Here is a 26,377-nt window from a genome sequence, read left to right on the forward strand (position 1 = left end):
CCTGCGTTTGGCTTTCGGCCTCTTGGCCGCCGCCCTTGTCATGACGCACGTCCTCGGCTCAGCCCACGCCCAGAGCTCGCTCGGTATCGGCACCAATGACGGGATGGCTCCCACCACCGGCCCGTTCGCCCAAATCCTGATGTGGATCAATCTGCGTCAGCAGGAATTCTACCGCGCGCTTGCCGGTGCGATGAAAGCGATGCGTGAGGACGGCAGCAAGCTGTGGCTGCTTATCGGCCTGTCCTTCGCCTACGGCATTTTCCATGCCGCCGGCCCCGGTCACGGCAAGGCGGTGATCTCGTCCTACATGGTCGCGAACGAAGTCGCGCTGAGGCGCGGCATCATGCTGTCCTTCGTCTCGGCCCTGTTGCAGGCGCTGACGGCGATCCTGGTGATGATGCTCGCCTACTTCGTCCTGCGCGGCACCACCATATCGATGACCGACGCGGCATGGTTCCTCGAAGTCACGAGTTTTGTCTTTGTCACCCTGTTCGGCGCCTGGCTTTTATGGCGCAAGGCCGGCCCTGCCATCCTTCGCCTGTTCGGTGCGAACCCTGCCTATAGCCTTTCGGCGGCCCATGCCGGCCATTCGCAAACTGCACATGCGCATTCGGTGCATGCGCTTCACGCACATGGCCATGACGGCCACAATAACCAGGATCATGGCGCACACGACCATCACCATGACCATGGCGGACACGATGACCATGGCGGGCACCATCACCATGCGGCGGGCGAAGTCTGCGAGACATGCGGACATTCGCACGCGCCCGACCCGGCGCTGCTTTCCGGCGACCGCTTCGACTGGCGCACCGCCTGGTCGGCGGTGGCTGCGGTCGGTATCCGCCCCTGCTCGGGCGCGCTGATCGTGCTGAGCTTTGCCATGCTCAACGGGCTGTGGTTCGGCGGCATCCTGTCGGTGCTGGCGATGGCACTCGGCACCGCGATCACCGTCTCGATCCTGGCGACGCTGGCGGTGACGGCCAAGAACTGGGCGGTGTATTTCGCTGGCGACGGCCGCATGGGCAACCGCATCCATTCAATCGTCGAGATCGGCGGCGCCGCCTTCGTCTTTTTGTTCGGGTTGCTGTTGTTGTCGGCGAGCCTGACTGGCGGATAGCGCCTCGATCGGACGGGCAAAACTGTTGGTGTTGGCGCCGCCCCTCATCGCCCTGCCGGGCACTTCTCCCCGTATAGTGACTGTATAGTGACGGGGAGAAGGGCGCCTTCGCAGAGGATTTCGCCAATATCCAGCGCTGCAAAAAAACGCGCCGAGGGTGCGGCCAGCCCCCTCTCCCCGTCACTATACGGGGAGAGGATGCCGGCAGGCAGGTGAGGGGCAGCGCCGAGGTCGGCAATTGGCGCAGTACCAGCCCGCCGTGACCCGAATATCAACGCAAATTAAAACTTCCCGTCCAACTCGTCCTCGATATGCGCGCGGATGATGTCGTCGAAGCTGGTTTCGGCGGCAAAACCAAGCTCCCTCGACCGCCGCGCCTCGAACCGTGTCGGCCAGCCCTTGACGATCGCCCAGATCGTATCGTCGGGCTCCTCGCGGATCAGTTTCACCGCCTTGGCGCCGGCAATGCGTTCCAGGGCCTCGATCTGCTCGCCGACCGTGACGGCGACGCCGGGCATCGTCAGATTGCGGCGCGGCCCGACGGCGTCGCCGTCGATCGCTGCTGCGTGGATCAGAAAATTCACCGCCGAGCGCGGGCTGGCGTGGGTGTGTACGACAGAGCGCGGTGCCGGCAATATTGCTTCCTGGCCGTTCAACGGCTCGCGGATGATGCCGGAGAAAAAGCCTGAAGCCGCCTTGTTGGGCTTGCCCGGCCTGACGCAGATGGTCGGCAGCCTGATGCCGATGCCATCGAAGAAGCCGCGCCGCGTATAATCGGCGAGCAATGCTTCGCCCATCAGCTTCTGCGTGCCGTAGGAGGTCAACGGCGTCGGGTGGAATTCGTCTGATATAATGTCCGGAAACGGTGCGCCGAACACGGCGATCGACGAGGTGAAGACGACGCGCGGCGCAAACCCCGCCAGTCTTATGGCATCGAACAGCGCCCTTGTGCCGTCGAGATTGACGCGATAGCCGAGATCGAAATTGGCCTCCGCCTCGCCCGACACGACGCCGGCGAGATGAAAGATCACGTCTGGGCGCGACGCGACCAGCCGTTCCATCGCGCTCGCCGCGGCGAGATCGCCTGTATGGATGGTGACGTCGACGCCATCCAGTGTCGGCGCCTGCGGCGGCACGATGTCGTGAAGGTCGAGCGCGGCGATCTTCCGGCCGCTGAGCGTTCCATCCTTCGCCAGCCGGGCGATGAGCTTGCGGCCGACCATGCCTGCCGCGCCGGTAATCAAAACACGCATATCAATGATCCTTTTTGCGCTGGCTGCGGCCACGCAACCAAAACACGACGAAAATGGCCACCGTGAAGACAGCGGCAATAATAGCGGCAAGAATGGTCGACACGCGGCCGACCGCCAGCATCACGGTTGGCAAATAGTAGGCGGCGATGCCGAACAGCAGCAGCACCCACAGTGCGCCGATCGCCGCATTGCGCGTGTCACGATCCATCACGCGGCCCTGACACGGCGGGGATTCGTCAACTTCGTTACCATGCCATGGAACTCCTGGGATCAGTGATAGTGGCGATGATGCGGAGCCGCATCATGCGCATGGTCGTGCTCGCCATCATGCTTATCATCGGCGCAATGGCCGAATTCCGGTTCTACGGTGGCGTGGGCAATGCCATGCGCGGCAAGCCGCTTCTTGATGGCGCTGACCGCTTTGTGGGCATCGACGCCATCGTTGAGGCAAGCATGCAAGGTCGCCATGTTGCTTGACCCGTCAAGCGACCAGACATGCATGTGATGCACCTCGCGCACGCCGTTCACCGTCCCTTCTATGTCCCTGGCGATCAGGTCGCGATCGAGGCTCGCCGGCACGCCTTCGAGCAGGACATGGGCCGCTTCACGCATCAGCGACCAGGCGGTGGACAGGATCAGCAGCGAGACAAGGACGGACAGGATCGGATCGATAGGCGTCCAGCCCGTTGCCAGGATGATCAGCGCAGCTAAGATCGCCGCCGCCGAGCCAAGCAGATCGCCGAGCACGTGCAGGATGGCGCCGCGCATGTTCAGGCTGTCGCGGTCGCCGCCATGCAGCACGAAGAAGCAGCCGATATTGACCAGCAGGCCGGCGATCGCAACGACCAGCATCGGCCCGCCGAGCACGGGCGCAGGCGCCAGCAGGCGTTCCCAGGCCTCATAGATGATCCACAGCGCAATGGCGAAGATGGCGATGCCGTTGGTATAGGCGACCAGCGTCTTGACCCGGCCGAAACCGTAGGTGAGGCGAACCGTGGCCGGCCGGCCGGCCAGATGAAAAGCATACCAGGCAAGCCCGAGCGCGATACAGTCGGCGAGCATGTGGCCGGCATCCGCCAGCAGCGCCAGCGATCCCGTCAAGAGACCGCCAAGCGCTTCTACGATCATGAAGCCCGCGGTCAGGCAGGCGGCGATCAGCACGCGTTTCTTGTCGGTCGAGCCGTGCACATGACCGGCGCCGTGGCTGCGGTCATGCCCTTGCGAACCATGGTCGTGGGTATGCGCCACCTGCGAACTCCTGTCAGAACTGATCCATCCAGGCAGAATCCGGACGAAGGCTCTGTGTTCTTGTTTGACCATGATCTTTGCCCGAAAACCGGCTTCCACTTTTCGGGATCATGGTCCTTCTGGTTTGACCACGATCTTGCCCGAAAACTCGCCTTCACTTTTCGGGATCGTGGTCCTGGGTCATGGTCAGGCGCCGAACTCGGCGCGGAAATGCTCGAGCCGTCGCTTCTGCCGGCCGTCGCCGTCGAAATTGCCCGGATCGAGCCATGCCTCATAGGCTCTACGCAGTGCCGGCCACTCCTTGTCGATGATCGAGTACCACGCGGTATCGCGGTTTTCGCCCTTGACCACAAGATGCTGCCGGAAAATGCCCTCGAACTTGAAGCCGAAACGCTCCGCCGCGCGCTTCGACGGCTCGTTGCGGTTGTTGCACTTCCATTCGTAGCGGCGATAGCCAAGCTCGAAAATGTATTTCATGAACAGGAATTGCGCTTCAGTCGCCGCCGGCTTGCGCGAGATCAGCGGACCCCAATAGATGTTGCCGATCTCGATCACGCCATAGGCAGGGTCGATGCGCATCAGCGTCTGGCGTCCGGCGACCTTGCCGCTGGCCTTGTCGATGACGGTGAAGAACAGTGGGTCCTCGCTGGCTTCGGCCTTGTCCAGCCACGGCTGGAAGGCGGCGCGGGTCTGCGGCGGATAATCGGGCAGCCAAGCGAAGCGGCCGTCGACATCAGGCACCGACGACGCCTCGAACAGGCCGTCGCCATGCTTTTCGGAGGTCAGCGGCTCAAGCCTGACAGTGCGCCCCTCCAGCACCTTGCGTTCCGGCCGCGGGCGCGGTTGCCAATTCTTGAGATTTTCCGACACCCAAAGCTCCAATCCGTTTGACTTTGCGAAAGGACGCTCACAAAAACGCTCGCTCGGTGAAAGAACCACAGGGACGGGAAAAATGCTCCACACGATTTCGGCCTTCGATCGTCTCGGCGAGGAAAACGCCTTTGCGGTGCTGGCTCGTGCCACCGCGCTCGCCCATCAGGGCCGCGATATCGTCAATCTCGGCATCGGCCAGCCCGACTTCAAGACGCCGCAGCACATCGTCGAGGCCGCGATCAAGGCGCTGCGTGACGGCCACCACGGCTATACGCCGGCCAACGGCCTGCTGGCGACACGCGAGGCGGTGGTGCGCCGCACGCTGACCACAACCGGCGTCGAGGTGTCGCCCGAGGCGGTGATGATCCTGCCCGGCGGCAAGCCGACCATGTTCGCCGCTATCCTGATGTTCGGCGAACCGGGCGCCGAGATCCTCTATCCCGATCCCGGCTTTCCCATCTATCGCTCGATGATCGAGTTCACCGGTGCTGCTCCGATACCGGTGCCGATGCGCGAGGAGAACGGCTTTGCCTTCTCGGCGCAGGAGACGCTGGCGCTGATCACGCCGAAGACCAGGCTGCTCATCCTCAACTCGCCGGCCAACCCGACCGGCGGGGTCACCCCGCGCGCCGAGATCGAGAAGCTGGTCAAGGGGCTGGAAGCGCACCCGGACGTCGCCATCCTCTCCGACGAGATCTACGACGTGATGACCTATGACGGCGAGACGCACTTCTCGCTGCTCAATTTCCCCGAAATCCGCGACCGACTGATCGTGCTCAACGGCTGGTCGAAGACCTGGGCGATGACCGGCTGGCGCATGGGCTGGTCGATCTGGCCGAACGGCGACAAGGGCGCCCACCTCTACGACAAGGTGCGCAAGCTGGCGGTCAATTGCTGGTCCTGCGTCAATGCGCCGAGCCAGTATGCCGGCATCGCGGCCATCGACGGTCCGCAGGACGACGTCGACAAGATGATGCGCGCCTTCGACCGCCGCAGGAACGTCGTGGTCGAAGGCTTGACCGCCTTACCGGGCGTTTCCTGCATCACGCCGAAAGGCGCTTTCTATGCCTTCCCTAATGTCTCAAAAACTGGTTGGAAGGCCAAGAAACTCGCCTCGGCTTTGCTTGAGGATGCCGGCGTGGCGCTGATCGGCGGACCTGATTTCGGCGTTCTCGGTGAAGGCTATATCAGGCTGTCCTACGCCAATTCCGAAGAGAACATCCTGCGCGCGCTGGAACGGATCAAGGCGTTTCTGGGCAAGTGAGGGCGGGTCGCGACCGACGAAAGGAGATGTCAGATGTTCTATGCCATCCTTGCCTATCACGTGGAAGAAGTGATCACGGCGCTGACGCCGGAGGAGGACGCGGCGCTGATGGCCGACCTGCTCAATATCCACGAACGGCTTTACCGGGATGGCAGCCTCGGCCCGGCGGCGCGGCTCGGGGCGACCCAAGACGCGTGCACCTTGCGCGGGCCGGGCGCCGGAATGGTCATTGACGGACCCTTCGCCGAGACCAAGGAGCAATTGTTGGGACTATACGTCGTCGACTGCGCCACGCGCGACGCCGCGATCGCGATTGCGCGCGACTTTCGCCGTGTCAATCCGACGGCCGTCTACGAAATCCGCCCTATTTCGTTATATCTTCCGGGCGTGCCGCTTTCGGTGACGCAGTCCTAAAGCGCATCGCGTTTGAAGGATGCGACGCGCTTTAGTTCTTGTTTGATTCATGTCGTTATCGCAAAACCGCTGCGCACTTTTGCGCGACATGCATTAGCCAAAATTGAACGCCGTCCGGCCGGGTCCCCCCGGCGTTCGCCGGCCTTTCATCGTGCCAGTGGCACGGATGAATTCGCTGACGCGAACCGGCCGTTCACCCTCGCCCGACATACGGCATCTTCGTCGCCATCACGGTCATGAACAGCACGTTGGCGTCGAGCGGCAGGCTGGCCATATGGAGGACGGCATTGGCGACCTGCTGGACATCCATCACCGCTTCGGCGGCGATGGAGCCATTGGCTTGCGGTACTCCGACCGTCATCGCCTGCGCCATGTCGGTCAAGGCGTTGCCGATGTCGATCTGGCCGCAGGCGATGTCATAAGGCCGGCCGTCCAGGGCCAGCGTCTTGGTCAGCCCGGTAATGGCGTGCTTGGTCGCGGTGTAGGGCACTGAACCCGGACGCGGCGCGTAGGCAGACACCGAGCCGTTGTTGATGATGCGACCGCCCATCGGCTGCTGCCTGCGCATGGCGCCGAAGGCAGCGCGGGCGCACAGGAACGAGCCGGTGAGATTGACCCCGACAATTTCGTTCCACACCTCGACCGGTATCTCGTCGATCAATGTCGACTTGTAGCCCGTGCCGGCATTGTTGAAGAGCAGGTCAACACGACCGAAAGCCGCCGCCACCGTCTCGAACAGATCGTCGACCTGGTCGGCCTTGCTGATGTCGCAGGCGACTGCCAGCGCCTTGGCTTGTGTCGATCCGGCATCAGCGATTGCCTTGTCCAGCACCGGCTTGCGGCGTCCGCAGAACACCGTATTCCAGCCGGCCCTGAGCAGCGCCGTGGCAACGGCTTTGCCGATGCCCGTGCCGGCGCCAGTGACGATGGCTGTTTTGTAGTCTGTCATAACTGTCCTCCTGCAGCGCCGCATGCCCGCAAGGACGCTATAGCACCATGATTTTGAGCAATTTTGAATTTGCACATGATCGCTTCCAAAAATCGATTCCGATTTCGGCTCATGCGCTAACCGGCTGCGTCAAAAAGGGCGGCCATTGGCGGCCGCCCTGATCTGAACCGGCTGGGAGGAGGAAAGCCGATCCGACTGCTTAAAATCATGCGCTTCCTGGGTAAACGAGAGATTAACGCGAAAGGACGCCGGATTGCCGCTCTCCGCGGCCCTGAAGCCTACCAGCGCGAATTGGCGGTTGCCTTGCCCGATCCCGGCACCCCTGACGCCGGCACCCCTGACTCCGGCACCCCAGACTCCAGCACCTTTGGCGCCGGCACTTTTGCCGCCGCCACCGTCGCCTCGACATGGTCGAGCAGTGCATCCGGCAAGCTGAGGCGGCCGGCGAGCAGATCGAGATAGCCACGTTCGGCACGTGTATTCGGATCGATGGCGAGGCGCGAGGCGGTGTAGAGCTCGAGCTTCTGGGCGTCGGTTTGGGCGCCGGCGACCAGCGTATCCAGGTCGAGCGGCCTTTCCAGTTCCGACAACAGGAATTTCTCCGCGTCGGCGTCGATGCCCGAGAGGCTGAGCTTGCCGGCGATCTTTTGCCGTTCGTCGTCGTCGATATGGCCGTCGGCCTTCGCCGCCGAAATCATCGCGCGCACCAGCGTCAGGGTGAATTCGTCCTCGCCTTGCGGCGCTTGCGAGGGATGAAAGCTGGTGTCGGCGGGCGGCGGCAGCAATTCCGGTTCACCGGCAACTTGCGTTTCAGCCGGCGCCTTGCCGTTCTTGTAGTTCTGGTAGGCCTTGTAGGCGAGGCCGCCGACCACGGCCAGGCCGCCGAGCTTCACCGCCGTGCCGGCGACCTGACGGCCAGCGCCGGTTCCGAGCAGCACCGCGGCCAGCGCGCCAGCGGCCAGCGGATTGTCCTTGGCCATTTGCACCGCCTGGCCCCCTCTGTCGCGCACGGTCGATCCGGTTCCGGGAATTTGCGAGCCGAGCAGATCGTTGAGGAGCTTCTTGGGATCGAACATCAATGCCTCCAGAATTGGCCGGCCGAAAGCGCCGGGCAGGTTTTCGGACGTTGAACAGGTAGGCCCCGCATATGGACATTACAATGACGGATGGGCGCTTTGCCGGTGATGGCACAAACGAGATGATGTCAGGATCTGCCTTGTCCAACGCGTTGGGCCGAAAATCGGAATCGATTTTCGGAAGGCACGATTTATGGATTCAATGTTAGAGCGTACTTTGTGCATCCAAGCTGACGCACGTCGCTTTAACGTCCGATATGCGGAGCCCTGCCTTGCGCTTGCGCCAGCTCGACCTGGCGTTGACGCTCGGCGTAGCGGGCGCGATCCTCGTCGGAACGGACATCGTAGCAATGCGGGCATGAGATACCGGCGGCGTATGTCGACGACAACAGGTCCTGCCCGGTCAGCGGATGCCGGCAGGCGCGGCAAAGTTCGGCCTCACCCTCGACCAGGCCGTGCGACACCGAGACGCGTTCGTCGAAGACGAAGCACTCGCCCTGCCAGAGGCTTTGCTCGGCAGGCACCTCTTCGAGATATTTCAGGATACCGCCCTTGAGATGGAACACATCCTCGAAGCCGAGCGACTTCACATAGGCCGTTGCCTTCTCGCAGCGTATGCCGCCGGTGCAGAACATGGCCACCTTGCGGCCGACGAGCTCGGCCCGGTGCTGCTCGACCCAGGCCGGGAATTCGCGAAAGCTCGTTGTCGCGGGGTCGACCGCTCCCTTGAACGTACCGATCGATACCTCGTAGGCGTTGCGCGTGTCGATGACGATCGTGTCCACATCCGATATCAGCGCGTTCCAGTCGGCCGGTGCGACATAGGTGCCGGCGCTTGCCGCCGGATCGAGATTCCCAACACCCATGGTGACGATCTCGCGCTTCAGCCGCACCTTCATGCGGTGAAACGGCATCTGCGCGGCGCTGCTGTACTTGACCTCGAGACCGGCGAGACCTTCGATGGATTCGAGATGATCGATGAGCGCGGCTATGTCAGCTTCGCTGCCGGCGACCGTGCCGTTGATGCCCTCATGCGCCAGCAGCAGCGTGCCCTTGATACCGCGTCCGCAGCAAAAGGCGGCGAGCGGCGCGCGCAACGCCTCAAAGTCGTCGAGCCGGGCAAACCTGTAGAGCGCGGCAACGCGCAGGGGTTGATTGGGCAGTGTCATCGCCGAAGCCACTAAACGCTCATGAAAGCCGATTCAAGGCCGCCGCGCGGAGCAGCCTCTCCTTGGTGGCCTTGACGGCCGGTCTGACGGACTTGCCGGCAGCGCGTGACATCGCGACACGCCTCGCTTCGTGGACAGAAAACCGGCCTTCTGCTAACCGATTGAACGGATCAATACCGGAGAGACGACAAATGCCCAGCAAGACCGAAAAGCTCCTGTCGCTCCTCAACGGCCAACCGGTTATCCCGGTGCTCAAGATCGCCAATCTCGCCGATGCCGTGCCGCTGGCGCGCGCGCTGGCGCGCGGCGGCCTGCCGGCGATCGAGATCACGCTGCGGACCGCTGATGCGCTGGAGGCGATCCGGCTCGTGACAAGCGAGATCGAGGACGCCATCGTCGGCGCCGGCACCATTCTGGACATCAGCCAGTTCGACGAGGCGGCGGCAGCCGGATCGAAGTTCATCGTCAGCCCCGGCATCACCCGCGAGCTTCTGGCGGTGGCGAAGGACAGCGACGTTCCGTTGCTGCCCGGCGCCATCACGCCCGGTGAGATCATGGCCGCCCGCGAGGCAGGCCTGCGCTTCCTGAAATTCTTCCCGGCAGAACAGTCGGGCGGCATCGCCTCGCTCAAGGCATTCGCCTCGCCGCTCGCCGATGTCCAATTCTGCCCGACCGGCGGCATCACCGACAAGAACGCCAGCGACTATCTGAGCCTGCCCAACGTCATCTGCGTCGGCGGCTCCTGGGTGGCGCCGGACGATTTGGTCAAGGCCGGCAAATGGGACGAAATCGAAGCCCTGGCGCGCGCCGCGAGCAAGCTCGGGCGATAGAGACAACTCTCACCCCAAGCAGACCAATGCATGCCCGCGCAAAAGCATGCCCTCGGGCCTGACCCGAGGGCGTGCAGCGGTTTTGCGATAACGACATGCATAAAAAAAAGCCGCGCGGGTTACCGGCGCGGCTTTTTTTATTGGTTGGTCGATCCGCTACTCGGTCCTGAAGCGGGCGACCGACAGGAACTTGACGGCATTGCCGGTGAACCGGTTGGCGTCGGCCAACTGATCGTCCGCCTGGAAGCCCACGGTATAGACTTCGGTTGGGGGCGTGTGCACGATATTGTAGGCGTAGCGCTGCGCCGTCGTCGCGCTGGAGACGGTGGCGACATTCTCGCCGCTGTTCAACGCCCAGCGCGCCGCCGTCGGCTCTGCGGCGACTACCACGGACTTGGGACCAGGCTTCAGGTCACGGGCGGTTGCCCTGGCTGCCTTGCGGGTGGTCTTCACACCCGTGCCGATCGCCGCGGCCGGATCGGAGCCAGCCGGGCGGGCAAAGACAGCCTCACGCGGCGATGCGGCATTGCCCTTCGCCAGCTCACCGAGGACCGCGCTTGGCTGGGAGAGCGAAGCGACCTGGTATTCGTCGGTTGCGCTGACCCGTTCGAGGACGGCTTTGACCGCATCAGACTGGACTGCGGCAGACTGGACTGCGGCAGACTGGACCTGGTCAGGCTGGGCCAATTCGGGCTGGGCCAGATCGGGCCGAGCCGACGGCAGCACCGAGAACACATCGGTAGCGGTCTTGCCGTGCCCGGCGGTATCTGCCAGCGCCAGAAGCACAGCCTTGTCCTGCGGTGCAAGGTCGGCCGCTGCAAGGTCGGCCGGCAACGAGTGATTGGGGCGCCAAGTCGGCAACGGAATATTGTTGGCGGCAACCTGCGCAGCATCGGCGACAACGGACGGTTGGTCCATGCCGAAGGGGGCGCTCGCCGGCGCTTGCGCGGTCGTCACCGCCTGTTCGGTGGTGGCGGTGGCATCCGCCACGCCGAACGGAACGTTTTCGGGCGGCTGAGCGACATCGGCCTTCGGACGCGGGGCGAAATCGGGCAGCGGCACGCTGCGCGCCGGCAGCGCCGCGATGATCGTTTCCGGCGTGTCCTCCTCCGGTTCCGGAGCAGGCGCATCGGCGATTTGCGGAATCTCGGCGCGCTTCGCATCCTCAGGCGACACGATGGCAATGCCCGGAAGCTTGCTGTTCCTGGCGGCCGGCGCCGGCTTGGCGTTCGCCAGCTTCACGCTCGCCGCCTTCACATTGGTTGACTTCGGCGTTGGGGCGGCCACCACATCGGCGCTGTCATCGGCCTCGTCTTCACCGCCGCCGAAGAAAGCCGCCAGCAGACCGCCGGATCTTTTGGCACCGCCACCTGCGCTGGCCATTTCGATGGCGGGAGCGCCGGCGCCCTTGCGCGCCTTGTACGAGGCGAGCGCCTGTGAATAGCCGGGCAACGGCTTGCCGTCGCTCGGCACATGCAGCGTCTTGCCGTTGGGGAACACGCGCGCCAGTTCCTGGCGGCTGATGCCAGGCCAGTGCCGCACATTGCCGACATCCATGTGGACAAAGGGCGAGCCGGACCTCGGATAATAACCGACGCCACCGCCCTGCATCCGCAGACCGATGTCGCGCAGTTTCTTCAGCGGCACCCCGGGAATGTAGAAGTCCATGGCCTTGCCGAGCGTATGCTGGCTTTTCTTGGCAACGCCCCTGCTACGGCTGCGCAGCATCGAGTTCGTCGACGACGAGCGATAACCGCACACGACCTGGATATAGTCGCGGGCGCCGCTCTGCCGGTAAGCCTCCCAGACCAGGTCGAGCAGGCGCGGATCCATCTTGGTCGGCTCGTTGCGGCGCCAGTCGCGCAGGATGACGTTGATCTTTTTCAGACCCGCCTGATCGTAGCGGCCGCCGCGCTTGAAGACGATCTCCGCCTTCTCTTTGGTGTGCAGGTTGTAGAGTTTCAGCGAACGTGTCTGGGCGCTGGCGCCGGTCGCAGCCGCTGTAAGGAAGCCAAAGGCGAGAATCACCGCTGCCAGCCATCTCGGCCAGGCGCTCATGTGATAGTGCCGCCCGTTTGTGTGTCGTTCGACTTTGTTCAAATCAAAAGGCCTTGCAGGCTGCCGTTTGTCCCCGGATTTGACCAACGGATGCGGTGGTGTTCACATCCGAATATCGATCCTAATGGTTAATCATCGCTTATTGAAGCCGAAATGCGGTAACACCGTGGCGATATCCCGTCAAAAATATTGCACGGGGTTTCTTGGTAAACTGCTGGTTTAGATCATGTTTCTGGCTTTGCCTGAACACGATCTGTTACCAGACGCTTCAATGCGTGAATACTGCCGGCAAGCGCGTCGCCCGACCGCGTCACGCCCGATTCGCGACTGTCGATTGTCCTGATGCCGGGTTGGCAAGCTGGTCCGGGCTTGCCTGTCAGGAAGCAAGCCGGTCGATACGGCCTGTTTCCGGATCGATGCCGTATTCCTTGAGCTTCCTGTAAAGCGTCGAGCGGCCGATGCCGAGACGGCGGGCAACTTCGCTCATCTGGCCGTTATAATGGTCGATGGCGAGCTTGATCATTTCGAGTTCGACATCGGCCAGGGCCCGCACATTGCCGCGTTCGTCCAGCGCCCGCAGCGTGCCGAAGCGGGGCTGCTGCCTGGCAGGCGGATCGAGCTCGGTCACAGCGATGCCATTATTGGCGCCCTCGCCCAGCGGCTCGGTGACCAAAGGCAACGCGGGCAACCAGTCATGCGCATCGAGGTTGACGGTGCCCTCGACCTGCGCCCGGATCTGCGGAAACTCCTCCTCGGTCAGCACATCGCCTTCACAAAGCACCGAGGCCCGGAAGACGGCGTTTTCCAGCTGGCGGATGTTTCCCGGCCAGTCGTAGGCCTGCAGCATGGCGAGCGCCGCGGCCGAAATGCCGTGCAGGCGATGACGTGGACCGGTGGGCGCAACCTTGTCCAGAAAATGCTCGACCAAATACGGAATGTCGTCGCGACGGTCGCGCAGCGGCGGCACGAAGATCGGATAGACGTTCAGGCGGTAGAACAGATCCTCGCGGAACTTGCCGTCCTTGACCTGCTGCAGAAGATTGCGGTGTGTCGCCGAGATCAGCCTGATGTCGACCCTGACGGTCGAACGCCCGCCGACCGGATCGACCTCACCGTCCTGCACGGCGCGCAGCAGCTTGACCTGCACATCGAGCGGCAGGTCGCCGATCTCGTCGAGGAAGAGCGTGCCCGAATGCGCCTCGACGAACTTGCCGGTGTGTTTTTCGGTGGCGCCGGTGAACGAGCCCTTCTCGTGGCCGAACAGGATCGATTCGACCAGATTGTCGGGGATGGCGCCGCAATTGACGGTGACGAACGGTTTTGAGCGGCGATCGCCGCTGCCCTGGATGGCGCGCGCCACCAACTCCTTGCCGACACCGGATTCGCCCTCGATAAGGATCGGGATGTTGGACGCGGCCGCCTTCTGGCCGAGACGGATCACCCGGTCCATCGCCGGGCTGTGCGTGATCATGTCCTTGAAGGTCAGATGGCCGCCGCGCCGCCGCGACGTGCGCTTCACTTCCCCCTCGACCGCCTCGACTTTGAGCGCGTTGCCGATCGATGCCTGCAGCCTGTCGGGAGATGCCGGCTTGACGACGAAATCGAAAGCACCGTGACGCATGGCCGAAACGACGGTTTCGATGCCGCCCTGGGCGGTTTGTACGATGACCGGAACCTGGATGCCGCGCTCACGCATCGCCTTCAGCACGCCGATGCCGTCGAGGCCCGGCATGACGAGGTCGAGGATGACCACCGACACGTCGCGCGCCTTGGGCCCGTCGAGCGCATCGAGACCGGCCTCGCCGCCATCCGTGATGATCGCGCTGTGGCCGAATTTCGTCACCGCCGCCTCGAGCAGCCTGCGCTGCACGGGATCGTCATCGACTATGAGTATGGAACCTGTCATGACTGGTTCAACGATGCTCGCCCAATATGCCCACCCCACTGTGCCCACCCAATGGGGAACCCTATGGATCATCCTGGCACAGGGTTCTAAATAAGATTTCAAAAAACCCGGTGAACGAATTGCTTAGGATTTGACCGGCTTTCTCATCCCCTTGATTCTTTGGCCCTTTGACAAACTGGAAAGTGTCGGCAATGAGCATGGTTTTTAGTCGGCAGCTTGCGGCGGCGGCGTCCGGTCAGGGCGCGGCGGAGCTTGGTGATCTGCCGGAATGGGATCTCGCCGATCTCTATTCCGGCATGGACGCCCCCGAACTGAAACGCGACATCGCCAAGGCGCTCGCCGATGCCATCAGCTTCGAGAGCCGCTGGAAAGGCACGCTCGCCGCCGAGGCGGAGCGTGCCGACAGCGGCAGGCTGGGCGAGGCGCTTGCCGCCTATGAGGCGCTGGAGGAACTGATTGGCCGGATCGTCTCCTATGCCGGACTGATCTACGCCGGCAACACCGCGGATCCGCAGCGCGCCAAGCTCTATGGCGACATTCAGGAGAAGATGACCGACGCCAGCGCGCATCTTCTGTTTTTCGCGCTCGAACTGAATCTTGTCGACGATGCCGCGATCGAAACCGCGCTTGCTGCCGATCCCGCCTTCGCTCACTACCGGCCGTGGGTGCTTGATCTGCGCATGGACAAACCCTACCAGCTCGAAGACAGGGTCGAGCAGCTTCTCCACGAGAAGTCGATTACCGGACGCGGCGCCTGGAACCGCTTGTTCGACGAGACGATGACCGACCTGCGCTTCGACATCGATGGCGAAGAGCTGACTCTGGAGCCGGCGCTGAACCGCCTCCAGCACGCCGATGGCGAGGTGCGCCGCCGGGCTTCTGAAGCGCTGGCCGCAACCTTCCGCAAGAATCTGCGCACGTTCACGCTGATCACCAACACGCTGGCCAAGGACAAGGAGATCTCCGACCGCTGGCGCGGCTTCGCCGACATCGCCGATTCGCGGCATCTCGCCAATCGCGTCGAGCGCAGCGTGGTGGATGCGCTGGCCTCAGCCGTTCGTGACGCTTACCCGCGCCTGTCACACCGCTACTACGCGATGAAGGCGCGCTGGCTCGGCATGGAAGTGATGAACCACTGGGACCGCAACGCACCGTTGCCGGAAACCCCGCAAGCGATCATCGGCTGGGACGAGGCCAAGAACACGGTGCTTTCCGCCTATCAGCGCTTTTCACCTGACATGGCGGAGATTGCCCGGGTTTTCTTCGACCGCAACTGGATCGACGCGCCGGTAAGGCCTGGCAAGTCGCCGGGCGCCTTCGCGCATCCGACCGTGCCGTCGGCGCATCCCTATGTCCTGCTCAACTACATGGGCAAGCCGCGCGACGTGATGACGCTGGCGCATGAGCTTGGCCACGGCGTGCATCAGGTGCTCGCCGCAAGCCAGGGCGCGCTGATGGCCTCGACGCCGCTGACACTGGCCGAGACGGCGTCCGTCTTCGGCGAGATGCTGACGTTCCGCTCGCTGCTGGACCAGACCACCGACAAGCGCGAGCGCAAGGCCATGCTTGCCCAGAAGGTCGAGGACATGATCAACACGGTCGTGCGCCAGATCGCTTTCTACGAGTTCGAGCGCAAGGTGCATGCCGAGCGCAAAAACGGCGAGTTGACATCGGACAGACTCGGCCAGTTCTGGCTGGAGGTGCAGGCGGAAAGCCTCGGGCCGGCGATCAAGCTGCGCGAGGGTTACGAGGTCTTCTGGAGCTATATTCCACACTTCATCCATTCGCCTTTCTACGTCTACGCCTATGCGTTCGGCGACTGCCTGGTGAATTCGCTCTATGCGGTCTATCAGAATGCAGAGCGTGGCTTTCAGGACAAATATTTTGCCATGCTGCGCGCCGGCGGCACCAAGCATCATTCCGAGCTCCTGGCTCCCTTCGGTCTTGATGCCACCGATCCTGCTTTCTGGCAGATCGGCCTTGGCGTGATCGGCGGGCTGATCGACGAGCTCGAAGCTTTGGACAATTGACGCACAGCGCTGAACATCCAGGTTCGACAGAGCAGATTAGCTGCAATGCATATTGAAGGCCATTCTATTCTTTCCCTAAATATCTGTTCTTAAATAACTCCATGGAATTTTTCCGTTAGCTTTCCGGAAGCTGTATGATAGCGTCCCGCCTCAAGCTCAGTCGGGCGCGGGGCTTAGGCCAAATCTTCGGCCGGTCACGGCGCTTCGACGATTGCGACAGCGCCGTTGGCCATGGCAGGAAAGCCGGTCGCCGACAGCGCGATTTAAGCCGGCTGTTCCACGAGCAGCGGAGCCACCATTGAATGGTCCTTGTGCCAAGGTCCCAGGCCACGGCAGATGGATCGGACTGGAGAGAGACAATGGGCACTTTTTTCTACATGCTCCTGGCGTTCCTGGTAGGTGTGTTGGCTGGCTGGTTCATCTGGGGACGCCCGCGTGGCGATCTCGACAGCCTGCGCGGTGACATGGACCGCACCCGCAGCGAGCGCGACAGGCTGCGCGCCGACGCCGACCGCCTGACCCGTGAGCTGGAAGTATGCCGCGGCGCCCGCGCCGACCTGGAGCGCCAGTTGGGCGAGGCGCAAGGCACCAAGGCCGGTGCGACAAAGGCAGCAATCCCGGCACCGCCGGCATTGATGGCGACATCCGCGCCGGCCAACACGACGCCCGCCAAGACGACGCCGGCCAAGACCGGGCCGGCAACGTCCGGGCCGGCAAAGACCACGTCCAAGAAACCGGCGGCCGGGAAGGCGGCAGCCGCGCCGAAGGCCAGTGCATCGAAAGCGAGTCCGTCGCAGGCAAGTGCGCCAAAACCCCCCGCATCGAAAACCAGTGCTGCACCAAAGAGCGCTGCGCCAGCGGCAAAGAAAGCCGCGACAACAAAGGCGGCGGTGGGCAAAGCCAGCAATCTGCGTCGCCTGATCGGCATCGGCCCGGCCAACGAGCGACTGCTCCACGGGCTCGGAGTGACGACCTACGCGCAAATCGCCGCCTGGACGGCCGCCGACGTCAAGCGGATCGAGGAGACGTTGAACTTCGACGGCCGCATCGAGCGTGAGCGCTGGATCGAGCAGGCGAAACTGCTTGCCGCCGGCGATGAGGAGGAATTCGCGCGCCGCTTCCCGACCGCGGGGACCGGGAGCAACACCTAAATTGCCTGCTGGCATCGAGCACATATAAGAGACCGGCGACGCCCGCGAGGTGCCGCCGGTTTGCTTTTTGCACCAAGCTGCGTTTGCGTCTTGAGACGCCGGTCTCTCGATTGCGCGCGATCGAGCCGCCATATAGAGCGATAGCTGGCGTCATCGATCGCAGCATCAGAGTCCCATGCCCCTGCCCTCTGCAATTTTTCGAAATGACGAGCGCGCTCATCAGCTCGTCTTCGACCAGCCGGCCGACATTATCGTGGCGCATGAGGCGGAGGATTTCCTGCCGGCGCTGGACATTGCGCAGGCCGCGCATGACGCCGGCAAATGGCTGGCCGGCTATTTCTCCTACGAGGCCGGCTACCTGCTCGAGCCGAAGCTCGTTCCGCTGCTGCCGGGCGGACGCCGCGCCCCGCTTGTCTGCCTGGGGATCTTCGACGCGCCTGTCGAACAGCCGGTCGTGCCCGGCGACGCGCCGTCGACCAACGGCCCGATCTTCAATGCGAGGGCCGCCTGGACTTCGGAAGACTATGCAAAACGCTTTGCGCGGCTCCACAATCACATTCGCAAGGGTGATTGCTATCAGGGCAATCTGACCTTTCCGGTTCATGCGCAGTGGTCGGGCGATCCGCTGGCCGCCTTCGATGCGCTGACGGAGCGCCAACCGGTGAAATACGGCGCGCTGATCGCGCTCGGCGATCCGGTCGTCTTGTCGCGTTCGCCGGAACTGTTCTTCGAGATCGACGCCGCAGGCATGATCGAGACGCATCCGATGAAGGGCACCGCCCCGCGCGGCGCGACCAAGGCGGAGGACAAGCGGCTGAAGACGTTCTTGCTCAATGACGAGAAGAACCAGGCTGAGAACCGGATGATCGTCGATCTCCTGCGCAACGACATTTCGCTGATCAGCGAAGTCGGCACGCTGGAGGTGCCGGAGCTTTTCCGCATCGAGAGCTACCCGACCGTCCACCAGATGGTGAGCCGCGTGCGGGCCAAGCTGTTGCCCGACCTCAGCATCCGCCGGATATTCGCTGCGCTGTTTCCATGCGGATCGATCACCGGCGCCCCGAAAATCCGCGCCATGGAAATCCTGCACGATCTGGAAGCCACGCCGCGCGACGTCTATTGCGGCGCCATCGGCTGGATCGCGCCCGGCGGCACGATGCGCTTTTCGGTGGCCATCCGCACCATATCGCTCTTTTCCAGCGGCGAGGCCGTCTACAATGTCGGCGGCGGCGTCGTCTTCGATTCGACCGCCGAGGAGGAGTATCAGGAGTGCCTGCTGAAAGCGCGCTACGCGACGGGAACACCGCCGATTTCGAGCTGATCGAAACCATGCGCTGGCAGCCGGGCCAGGGCTTCCTCCGTTTCGACCGCCATTTGGCACGCCTTTATGGCTCGGCGGCCGAACTGGGTTTTGCCTGCGATCCGCAGAAGGTCGGCGAGATGCTCAGGAACGCCGTCGACCGGCCGGACATAGCCTTGCGTACACGCCTGGTCCTGTCGCGCAGCGGCAAGGTGACGGTCTCGGCGCTGCCTTATGAGCCGCACGCAGCCGACAAGGTCTGGAGGCTGCAACTGGCGCGGGTGCGGCTTCAATCAAGCGACACGCTGCTGCGCCACAAGACGAGCCGCCGGGACATCTATCAGCGGGCGCGCGCCGAATATCTGATCAGTCGGGCCGACGAGGTTCTCTTGGCCAACGAGCGCGGCGAAATCTGCGAGGGCACGATCACCAATCTGTTTGCCGATTTCGGCGACGGCGCGCTGGCAACACCGCGGCTCGATTGCGGCTTGCTGCCTGGCGTGTTGCGCGGCGAATTGCTGGACGAAGGCCGCGCCCGCGAAGCAATCTACAGCCTGGATGATCTGAAGTCGGCCAAAGCGCTGTTCGTCGGCAATTCACTGCGCGGACTGATCCCGGCACGGCTTGGCTGAAATGCAATCGGTGCCGGACGATGCGCCCATTGCTGTGTCTCGAGCATGGTTCCCTTGCGAGTTGGAGAAGATGCGTCCGGCCCGAGAAGGAATTGGCCGGACGCGCGGCAGCCGCTTGGGAGGAGCGACTATTCGCCTTCGTGGGTCTGACCGGTGCCGCCGACGGAAACGATGTTGAAGGGCTTGCCTTCGACGGCAATGTCGCCGGTTTTCTCGAACGACGTCGCGTCAACGACATGCAGCACGCCTTGCAGGGGATCAGTGATCACGATCTTGTCGCCGGCGACCGCGACACGCGGCCTCGGATCGCTCCAGTGACCGTCCATCGAATAGGGGTCGGTCAGCTTGAGCGAGTTTGCGATCTCCCCCTTCACCACGTCGAGCTGGTGAAGCTGGCCGTCCTCGGTGAAGACGTAGGCGAATTTTGCACGAACGGGGTCGATCGCGAAATGCACGCGGCGCGTCGGAAGGTTGATCAGCCGGAATGCGTCGCTCTCGATCGTCGGATCGATCAGCACCACCTTGTCGGCGCCGTAGTTGCCGAGGAAATATTGCAGGCCTCTGCCGCCGATCAGCGTCGTCGTTTTGCCATCCGGCAGGCTGTCGGCATAGGGCAGATGACGGATCGCCGGGCTGCTGTCGCCATGGCTGACGACAAGCAGGCCGGTCGCGCAGGCGAAAGCCAGGATATTGCCGGAAGACGCCTCGCCGTGGAGGTCTGGGCAGGCGTGGATGCCGCCGATCGGCGCGCCGGCTTTGTCAGCGACGCTGATCCCGACCGGGAGTTCGTCCGGCTTTTCCCGGTTCGGCTCCGAAAGCAGGACATGGGAGCCATAGGCGACTGCGACGCCATGCTGCGGCGCGTCGGTCTTCACTTCCCTGAAATCCGGCTTGCCTTCCAGGACCGACTTCTCGGAGATGATGCGCACGACACCCTCGCCGTCGAAAAAAACGGCGAAGTCTCCGTCATGCTCGACGAAATGCGACGGCTTCTTGCCTGTGATCTCGACGCCGGCAAGTTTTGGCGCTTCGACGTCGATGTCGCCGTGCTCGCCGTGGTCCTCGAAGGAAATGCCGCTCGCGATCCCGGCAACGACGCCGGCCGAGCCCTGCACGGCAAACACGGTCCTGCCGCTTTCGCTGCGATGGAGCGACGCTGGCCCTTTGATCTCGAGCGTGTCGAGCTTTTCGCCATCGACCGCATCGATTACGGTCACCTTCGGGTTTGCGTGGTCCGAGATGAAGAGGCGCCATGCGGTCACCTCCTCGGCATGGGCAGCACTTGTTGATAGGGACACAAGCAGCGCGATAGCCGTGGCTGACGCCCAATTTATCCTCACGGTATTCTCCTTAATGTTATTACATAACTCTTGGTGATCGAAGAGGCGGATTACTCCGCCTTTCCATCGCAGGGCTGGCGGTCAGCTTCCGAGGATCGCGCCTTTGATCGTCGTGATGTTGTGCCGCATCATCTCGAGATAGGTCGCAGCCGGCCCGTTCTTATCCGACAGGGCGTCGGAGTAGAGCTCACCGCCGACTTTCAGGCCCGTCTCGCTGGCGATCTGCTCGATCAGGCGCGGATTGGTGACGTTCTCCACGAAGATTGCCGAAGCCTTGTCTTGCCTGATCTGTTTGATCAGGGCCGCGACGTCGGAGGCTGAAGCCTCGGATTCGGTGGAGACGCCCTCCGGTGCCAGGAATTTTATGCCGTATTCGTGTTCGAAATAGCCATAGGCGTCGTGGGAGGTGATGATCGTGCGCTTGTCCTCGGGGATCTCAGCTACGGCAGCCTTGATCTCCGCTTCCAGTGCCTCGAGCTGCTGGCCGTATGATTCGGCATTGGCCCGATAAGCGTCGCAGCCGGCTGCATCGGCGGCACAGAAGGCGTCGGCGATGTTCTTCACATAGAGTTCGGCATTGTGCACCGACTGCCATGCATGGGGATCGGACTCGCCGTGATGATGGTGCCCTTCCTCATGGCCCTCTTCCGCCGCGGCGTGTTTTTCCCCGCCCTCGGCGGCTTGATCCTGATCGTGGTGACCTTCTTCCTCGGCGTTGCGCAACACCTCGCCACCTTTGGTCAATTCCACGATCGGCGCCTTGGTGGCGCTCGCCTCGACGAGACGCTGGAGGAAACCCTCGAACTGGAGGCCGTTGACCAGCACCACGTCGGCCGAACCGACGGTTGCCGCGTCGGCCGGTTTCGGTTCGTAGACATGGGCGTCGCCATTCGGGCCGACCAGCGTGATGATGTCGACACGATCGCCGCCGACATTCTTCGCGAAATCGGCGATGATCGAGAAACTGGCGACAACCCTGAGGTTCTCGGCGGCGGCCACCGACGGAGCGATTGGCAACGATGTTAAAGCGCCTATCACGGCGGCGAGTTTTAGCGTCCTGGACATTCGACCGACTCCTTTGTTCAAGCGGTTCTGTGGGAGATGCGCCGGACGCGTGGCGAGCAGCCGCACACCCCGGCAGAGATAAAAGGGAATGTGGATCGTGCCCGCCGACATATGATCGTCGTCCTGCACGATCCCATCGAGGCGCGCTGTTGTGGCCCCAGCGTCAGGATTTGAAGTGTCAGGTCTTGAAAGATCAACACAGGCAGCCATTCGATCCATCTCCGCGGGAGCCATAGAAGTCAGCCCGCTCTTGACGATCCGTTATGTTATGTTATCACGCTCGTCAATCCAAAATGTTATACTATAACTGACGCCCGCCATTGTGCTCGAAACTGCCTGGAATACGAGGGAACAGCGGATGCCTGGACGCAACCAGCAGCTGGTACTCGACGCGCTGACGCGCTCCGAGAGGCCGATGGGGGCCTATGAACTGCTTGGACTTCTTCGCCAGGAAGGGCTCCGCTCACCGCTACAGATCTATCGCGCTCTGGATCGGCTCGTCGAGCAGGGCCTGGTTCACCGGATCGAGAGCCTGAGCGCGTTTGCGCTCTGCGTCCACAGCGAATGCGGCACCCATGGCCGCGCCGCCTTTGCAATCTGCGCGAATTGCGGGCGGGCAAGTGAGGTTCATGACCCGGCATTGGAGCGGGTGCTGCGCCGGATTGCCCGACGGCAGGGCTTCCAAACCAACTCTGCCACGGTGGAGCTTTCGGGTCTATGCGAGGCTTGCGCGCATTGAACAGACGCCGGCCTTCCGTCTACGGGCGATCCAATCGGCTCGCGCCTGACCCAGCTTCAATCCGCAACAATCCAACATCCGGAGACGACCATGCCGCTTGAACCCTCCCAGAAAATGCCCGTCACGGTTCTTACCGGCTACCTCGGCGCCGGCAAGACGACGCTGCTCAACCGTATCCTGTCCGAACAGCACGGCAAGCGTTACGCCGTGATCGTCAACGAGTTCGGCGAGATTGGCATCGACAACGACCTCATCCTCGATACCGACGAAGAAGTCTTCGAGATGAACAACGGCTGCATCTGCTGCACGGTGCGCGGCGACCTGATCCGGATCATTGAGAGCTTGATGCAGCGCAGGGACCGTTTCGACGCCATCCTGATCGAGACGACCGGCCTTGCCGATCCCGCCCCCGTCGCCCAGACCTTCTTCGTCGACGACGATGTGAGGCAGAAGACGACACTCGACGCGATCATCACCGTCGCCGATGCCAAGCATCTCCTCGGCGAACTGGATCATGCGCATGAGGCGCAGGAGCAACTCGCCTTCGCCGATATCGTCATACTGAACAAGACCGACCTGGTGGCGCCGGCCGAACTCAAGGCAGTGGAGGCGCGCATTCGCAGGATCAACCCGACGGCTGCGATCAAGCATTCCATACGTTGCAACGTTCCACTCGACGAGGTTCTGGATCGCGGCGCGTTTGATCTGAACCGTGTCCTCGAAGTCGAGCCGGACTTTCTCGACGCGGGCCACGACCATGTGCATGACGATCACGTCACCAGCTTCTCTCTCGTCACCGAAGCGTCGATCGATCCGCGCAAGTTCTTGCCGTGGATCCAGATGATCACACAGAAATTCGGCATCGACATGCTGCGCATGAAAGGCATCCTGGCGTTCAAGGGCGATGAACACCGCTTTGTCGTTCAGGCCGTCCACATGCTGCTCGAAGGCGACCACCAGCGCCCCTGGAAAGAGGGGGAGAAGCGCGTCAGCCGCCTGGTATTTATCGGCCGCAACCTGCCCAAAGACCTGATCGAAGACGGCTTCCTCAAATGCCGCGCCGAAATGGGCTCCCTGGTGGCGCTGAATGCATAGGGGCAAGGCCGACGACAGCGCGCGTCCTTTATCCCGTTGCCGAGCGCCTTCGTCTTCGGGACGGGATTGGATATGAACCGTCTCGCGAACCCACTCGCCCCGCGCGGCCTTCCCCTTCCGGAGAAGACCAGACAGATCAAGCTCTGGGTTCGCAGGGCTTGCGGGCTCGATGACGATGTCGTCGTGTCCGTCACGGAGCTGGCATGCCGCAAAAATGGCTGTCCCGACATCGAAACGGTGATCGGCATAATGCGTCCCGGCGAGAAAATCGAGACGATCCGGGTCAAAAAAGCAATCGCCGACGTGACCTCGCACGATCTGCCGCGAGGGTGAATGGATCGGGATATGCGCAGGGTGTCGGCCTCTTGGCCAAAGCTCTGGCGCGTACCGAATGTCACCGGCATGGGACCGAGATCGGGAACCGTCGACGAGAGCTGGTGCTCGCCACATCTTTCGCCGCGCCATTGCTGGCGGCCGACTTCGCCCAACTCGACTACAAGGGCCAACTCGGGGAATGACGGCCGGCCGTCAGCGGCTGGTCGTCCTCCTTAACCACATGACGAATGCGGCGTAGCTCGCGGCTTTTCGCTGGTTTATGACAATGATCTGTGGTTGTAGCGCGTGGCGGTCGGGCAAAAAAGTGCTCCGCTTTGCGTCTGTTTGCCCGGCTTTTCAGCCTGTCTGAGGGAGTAATCGATAAAATGGCGAATGAAAACTGGCCCGTTTACGGTGAGATCACCGGCCCTGTCGTGATGATCGGCTTCGGCTCGATCGGACGGGGAACGCTGCCGCTGATCGAGCGCCATTTCAAGTTCGACAAGTCGCGCATGACGGTCATCGACCCACGCGATACCGACCGCAAGCTGCTCGACGAGCGCGACATCACCTTCATGCAGGATGCGGTGACCAGCAAGAACTACAAGAAGCTTTTGACGCCGCTGCTGACCAAAGGCGGTGGCCAGGGCTTTTGCGTCAACCTGTCTGTCGACACCGGCTCCGTGGATTTGATGCGGCTCTGTCGCAAGCTGGGTGTGCTTTACATCGACACCGTCGTCGAGCCATGGCTCGGCTTCTATTTCGACACCAAGGCCAACACTGGCAGCCGCACCAATTATGCGCTGCGCGAATCCATGATCGAAGAAAAGCGCGCGCACCCCGGCGGGGCGACCGCAATCTCCACCTGCGGCGCCAACCCAGGCATGGTCTCGTGGTTCGTCAAGCAGGCGCTGGTCAACCTCGCCACCGATCTTGGCCTCGAATTCTCCGAGCCCGCGCAGCACGATCGCGATGCTTGGGCCAGGCTGATGAAGAAGGCCGGCGTCAAGGGTATCCACATCGCCGAGCGCGACACACAGCGCACCAAGAAGCCGAAGCCGATGAACGTGTTCTGGAATACCTGGTCGGTCGAAGGCTTCATCTCGGAAGGGCTTCAACCGGCCGAGCTCGGCTGGGGCACGCATGAGACGTGGATGCCGAAGAACGGCAAGAAGCACAAGCATGGCTCGAAGGCCGCAATCTATCTGGAGCAGCCGGGCGCCAACACGCGTGTGCGCAGCTGGTGCCCGACGCCGGGCCCGCAATATGGCTTCCTGGTGACCCACAACGAGTCGATCTCGATCGCCGACTTCTTCACCCTGCGCGGCAAGAAGGGCAAGGTCCAATATCGCCCGACCTGCCACTACGCCTACCATCCCTGCAACGACGCCGTGCTGTCGCTGCACGAAATGTTCGGCGCCGCCGGCAAGGCACAACCGGTGCATCACGTGCTCGATGAAAACGAACTGGTCGACGGTGTCGACGAACTCGGCGTGCTGCTCTACGGCCACGACAAGAACGCCTATTGGTACGGCTCGCAGCTGTCGCTGGCGGAGGCGCGCAAGCTGGCGCCTTATCAGAACGCCACGGGCATGCAGGTCACGTCGGCAGTGCTGGCGGGCATGGTCTGGGCGCTGGAAAATCCCGAGGCCGGCATCGTCGAGGCGGACGAGATGGACTACAGGCGCTGCCTGGAAGTGCAGTCGCCCTATCTCGGGCCGATCAAGGGCTATTACACCGACTGGACGCCGCTCGACAACCGCCCTGGGCTGTTCCCGGAAGACCTCGACAAAAACGACCCATGGCAATTCCGCAACATCCTCGTTCGATAGTTCAACATCGTCGTTCGAAAGCAATGTCTCACTGCCTTGCAATCGTCTGGAAATCGGGCGATTGAAGGAAGGCGGCCTGGAGCGACGTGCATCCATTTGGACGCACAAAGTACGCTCTGGCGGTTCGAGTGTACGCATCTGCTTTCCGAAAAATCGCATCGATTTTCGGGCCAATGCGAGAGGAGAGGATCTTGATGATGACGATTGCGCGCAAATTGCTTTCGGCCGGCGTTGTCGCGGCCGCTGCCGCCTTGGCGGCGTGCACCACCGCCGGCCCGGGCGGGCCGCCATCGGCCACGCGGAGTCCGGTCGAAGGCTCATGGATCGACGCGCAGGGCACGGGCCTGTCGACCTTCGCCGGCGGCAGCTTCAAGACCGTCGCCACCGACACCGGCCAGAAGCTTGCCGACGGCAGCTACGCCATGACCGGCGGCACCTCGGTCCAAATCCAGGGCACTTCGCTGATCCGCCAGACGCCGATCGGTTTCAACTGCTTGTTGATCTCCACCTCGCAGCTTAATTGCACCAGCGTGAGCGGGCAGAACTTTGTGCTGACGCGACGCACCTGAGCCCATACTGAACTGCTTTTGCAAAGGGCGGCGGCTTGAGGCCGCCGTCCTTTTGTGCCGGCAAAGCTGGGCCCGATTCCACTTGCATCGGCCAAAACGCGATGTGAACATGGGCGAAAAGCCGGCTGTTATATTCCAGTCGAGCGAGG

24 protein-coding genes are annotated in these 26,377 nt (G+C 62.7%); 13 read left to right on the top strand and 11 right to left on the bottom strand.

Annotated features, from left to right (window positions below; genetic code table 11):
* The first annotated feature begins 40 nt into the window (after window positions 1-40).
* Complete coding sequence (locus tag AC0L2B_RS15650; RefSeq protein WP_473746026.1) at window positions 41-1,120, top strand: nickel/cobalt transporter; 1,080 nt, start codon at window positions 41-43, stop codon at window positions 1,118-1,120.
* Between the two features lie 281 nt (window positions 1,121-1,401).
* On the opposite strand, the gene denD is transcribed toward AC0L2B_RS15650, so the two are convergent.
* The 4 genes from denD to AC0L2B_RS15670 all read right to left on the bottom strand — a co-directional run bounded on the left by denD (window position 1,402) and on the right by AC0L2B_RS15670 (window position 4,491).
* A complete protein-coding gene (gene denD / locus AC0L2B_RS15655; protein WP_473745961.1) occupies window positions 1,402-2,373 on the bottom strand; it encodes a D-erythronate dehydrogenase in 972 nt (323 codons plus the stop codon).
* Between the two features lies 1 nt (window position 2,374).
* Window positions 2,375-2,581, bottom strand: coding sequence for a hypothetical protein (locus AC0L2B_RS15660; RefSeq protein ID WP_473508140.1), 207 nt, complete (start codon window positions 2,579-2,581; stop codon window positions 2,375-2,377).
* 62 nt (window positions 2,582-2,643) lie between these two features.
* Window positions 2,644-3,621, bottom strand: coding sequence for a cation diffusion facilitator family transporter (locus AC0L2B_RS15665; protein ID WP_473745962.1), 978 nt, complete (start codon window positions 3,619-3,621; stop codon window positions 2,644-2,646).
* Between the two features lie 186 nt (window positions 3,622-3,807).
* The gene (locus tag AC0L2B_RS15670; protein ID WP_473745963.1) at window positions 3,808-4,491 is read right to left on the bottom strand and encodes a GNAT family N-acetyltransferase; all 684 of its coding nucleotides are present in this window, start codon (window positions 4,489-4,491) and stop codon (window positions 3,808-3,810) included.
* Window positions 4,492-4,573: 82 nt separating this feature from the next.
* Here AC0L2B_RS15670 and AC0L2B_RS15675 point away from each other — a divergent pair, with 82 nt between their 5' ends.
* Window positions 4,574-5,758: a pyridoxal phosphate-dependent aminotransferase gene (locus tag AC0L2B_RS15675; RefSeq protein WP_473745964.1), complete on the top strand. Its 1,185-nt coding sequence runs from the start codon at window positions 4,574-4,576 to the stop codon at window positions 5,756-5,758.
* Window positions 5,759-5,791: 33 nt separating this feature from the next.
* Window positions 5,792-6,172 carry a YciI family protein gene (locus tag AC0L2B_RS15680; protein ID WP_023798044.1) on the top strand — a complete coding sequence of 127 codons (381 nt, stop codon included), beginning with the start codon at window positions 5,792-5,794 and terminating at the stop codon, window positions 6,170-6,172.
* Window positions 6,173-6,365: 193 nt separating this feature from the next.
* On the opposite strand, the gene AC0L2B_RS15685 is transcribed toward AC0L2B_RS15680, so the two are convergent.
* The 3 genes from AC0L2B_RS15685 to trhO all read right to left on the bottom strand — a co-directional run bounded on the left by AC0L2B_RS15685 (window position 6,366) and on the right by trhO (window position 9,366).
* Entirely contained in the window at window positions 6,366-7,121 is a 756-nt protein-coding gene (locus AC0L2B_RS15685; protein ID WP_473745965.1) for an SDR family oxidoreductase, read from the bottom strand.
* A gap of 278 nt (window positions 7,122-7,399) precedes the next feature.
* Window positions 7,400-8,197 carry a tellurite resistance TerB family protein gene (locus AC0L2B_RS15690; RefSeq protein ID WP_473745966.1) on the bottom strand — a complete coding sequence of 266 codons (798 nt, stop codon included), beginning with the start codon at window positions 8,195-8,197 and terminating at the stop codon, window positions 7,400-7,402.
* 245 nt (window positions 8,198-8,442) lie between these two features.
* Entirely contained in the window at window positions 8,443-9,366 is a 924-nt protein-coding gene (gene trhO / locus AC0L2B_RS15695; protein WP_473745967.1) for an oxygen-dependent tRNA uridine(34) hydroxylase TrhO, read from the bottom strand.
* Window positions 9,367-9,557: 191 nt separating this feature from the next.
* On the opposite strand from trhO, the gene AC0L2B_RS15700 reads away from it, so the two are divergent.
* A complete protein-coding gene (locus tag AC0L2B_RS15700) occupies window positions 9,558-10,196 on the top strand; it encodes a 2-dehydro-3-deoxy-phosphogluconate aldolase (protein WP_473745968.1) in 639 nt (212 codons plus the stop codon).
* A 156-nt stretch (window positions 10,197-10,352) separates the two neighbouring features.
* Here AC0L2B_RS15700 and mepK read toward each other — a convergent pair whose 3' ends face one another.
* Window positions 10,353-12,254: a peptidoglycan L,D-endopeptidase MepK gene (gene mepK, locus AC0L2B_RS15705; protein WP_473745969.1), complete on the bottom strand. Its 1,902-nt coding sequence runs from the start codon at window positions 12,252-12,254 to the stop codon at window positions 10,353-10,355.
* Window positions 12,255-12,630: 376 nt separating this feature from the next.
* Window positions 12,631-14,160 (bottom strand): sigma-54-dependent transcriptional regulator, encoded by a 1,530-nt coding sequence (locus tag AC0L2B_RS15710; protein WP_473491089.1) that lies wholly within the window; start codon window positions 14,158-14,160, stop codon window positions 12,631-12,633.
* A 191-nt stretch (window positions 14,161-14,351) separates the two neighbouring features.
* Here AC0L2B_RS15710 and AC0L2B_RS15715 point away from each other — a divergent pair, with 191 nt between their 5' ends.
* From AC0L2B_RS15715 to AC0L2B_RS15730, 4 genes are all read left to right on the top strand, one after another.
* Complete coding sequence (locus AC0L2B_RS15715) at window positions 14,352-16,190, top strand: M3 family oligoendopeptidase (RefSeq protein WP_419694623.1); 1,839 nt, start codon at window positions 14,352-14,354, stop codon at window positions 16,188-16,190.
* 359 nt (window positions 16,191-16,549) lie between these two features.
* Window positions 16,550-17,341 (top strand): proton-conducting membrane transporter, encoded by a 792-nt coding sequence (locus AC0L2B_RS15720; RefSeq protein WP_473745970.1) that lies wholly within the window; start codon window positions 16,550-16,552, stop codon window positions 17,339-17,341.
* A 175-nt stretch (window positions 17,342-17,516) separates the two neighbouring features.
* On the top strand, window positions 17,517-18,662 hold the full coding sequence (locus AC0L2B_RS15725; RefSeq protein ID WP_473745971.1) for an aminodeoxychorismate synthase component I: 1,146 nt from the start codon (window positions 17,517-17,519) through the stop codon (window positions 18,660-18,662).
* Complete coding sequence (locus tag AC0L2B_RS15730; RefSeq protein WP_473745972.1) at window positions 18,611-19,273, top strand: aminotransferase class IV family protein; 663 nt, start codon at window positions 18,611-18,613, stop codon at window positions 19,271-19,273. The genes AC0L2B_RS15725 and AC0L2B_RS15730 overlap by 52 nt, the downstream gene beginning before the upstream one ends.
* A 128-nt stretch (window positions 19,274-19,401) precedes the next feature.
* On the opposite strand, the gene aztD is transcribed toward AC0L2B_RS15730, so the two are convergent.
* Both aztD and aztC read right to left on the bottom strand, forming a co-directional pair.
* A complete protein-coding gene (aztD, locus tag AC0L2B_RS15735; RefSeq protein ID WP_473745973.1) occupies window positions 19,402-20,613 on the bottom strand; it encodes a zinc metallochaperone AztD in 1,212 nt (403 codons plus the stop codon).
* 81 nt (window positions 20,614-20,694) lie between these two features.
* On the bottom strand, window positions 20,695-21,678 hold the full coding sequence (aztC, locus tag AC0L2B_RS15740; RefSeq protein ID WP_473745974.1) for a zinc ABC transporter substrate-binding protein AztC: 984 nt from the start codon (window positions 21,676-21,678) through the stop codon (window positions 20,695-20,697).
* A 358-nt stretch (window positions 21,679-22,036) separates the two neighbouring features.
* Between aztC and AC0L2B_RS15745 the strand changes: the two genes are divergently transcribed.
* The 5 genes from AC0L2B_RS15745 (at window position 22,037) to omp10 (ending at window position 26,228) form a co-directional block, all read left to right on the top strand.
* Window positions 22,037-22,417, top strand: coding sequence for a Fur family transcriptional regulator (locus AC0L2B_RS15745; protein ID WP_128183636.1), 381 nt, complete (start codon window positions 22,037-22,039; stop codon window positions 22,415-22,417).
* A gap of 90 nt (window positions 22,418-22,507) precedes the next feature.
* The gene (locus AC0L2B_RS15750; protein WP_473745975.1) at window positions 22,508-23,512 is read left to right on the top strand and encodes a CobW family GTP-binding protein; all 1,005 of its coding nucleotides are present in this window, start codon (window positions 22,508-22,510) and stop codon (window positions 23,510-23,512) included.
* 72 nt (window positions 23,513-23,584) lie between these two features.
* Window positions 23,585-23,845 (top strand): nitrate reductase, encoded by a 261-nt coding sequence (locus AC0L2B_RS15755; RefSeq protein ID WP_473745976.1) that lies wholly within the window; start codon window positions 23,585-23,587, stop codon window positions 23,843-23,845.
* Window positions 23,846-24,213: 368 nt separating this feature from the next.
* Entirely contained in the window at window positions 24,214-25,659 is a 1,446-nt protein-coding gene (locus AC0L2B_RS15760; RefSeq protein WP_473745977.1) for a homospermidine synthase, read from the top strand.
* Between the two features lie 197 nt (window positions 25,660-25,856).
* Window positions 25,857-26,228 carry an outer membrane lipoprotein Omp10 gene (gene omp10 / locus AC0L2B_RS15765; protein WP_091594946.1) on the top strand — a complete coding sequence of 124 codons (372 nt, stop codon included), beginning with the start codon at window positions 25,857-25,859 and terminating at the stop codon, window positions 26,226-26,228.
* Window positions 26,229-26,377: the final 149 nt, after the last annotated feature.

This window comes from Mesorhizobium sp. WSM4815 (genome assembly GCF_055811575.1).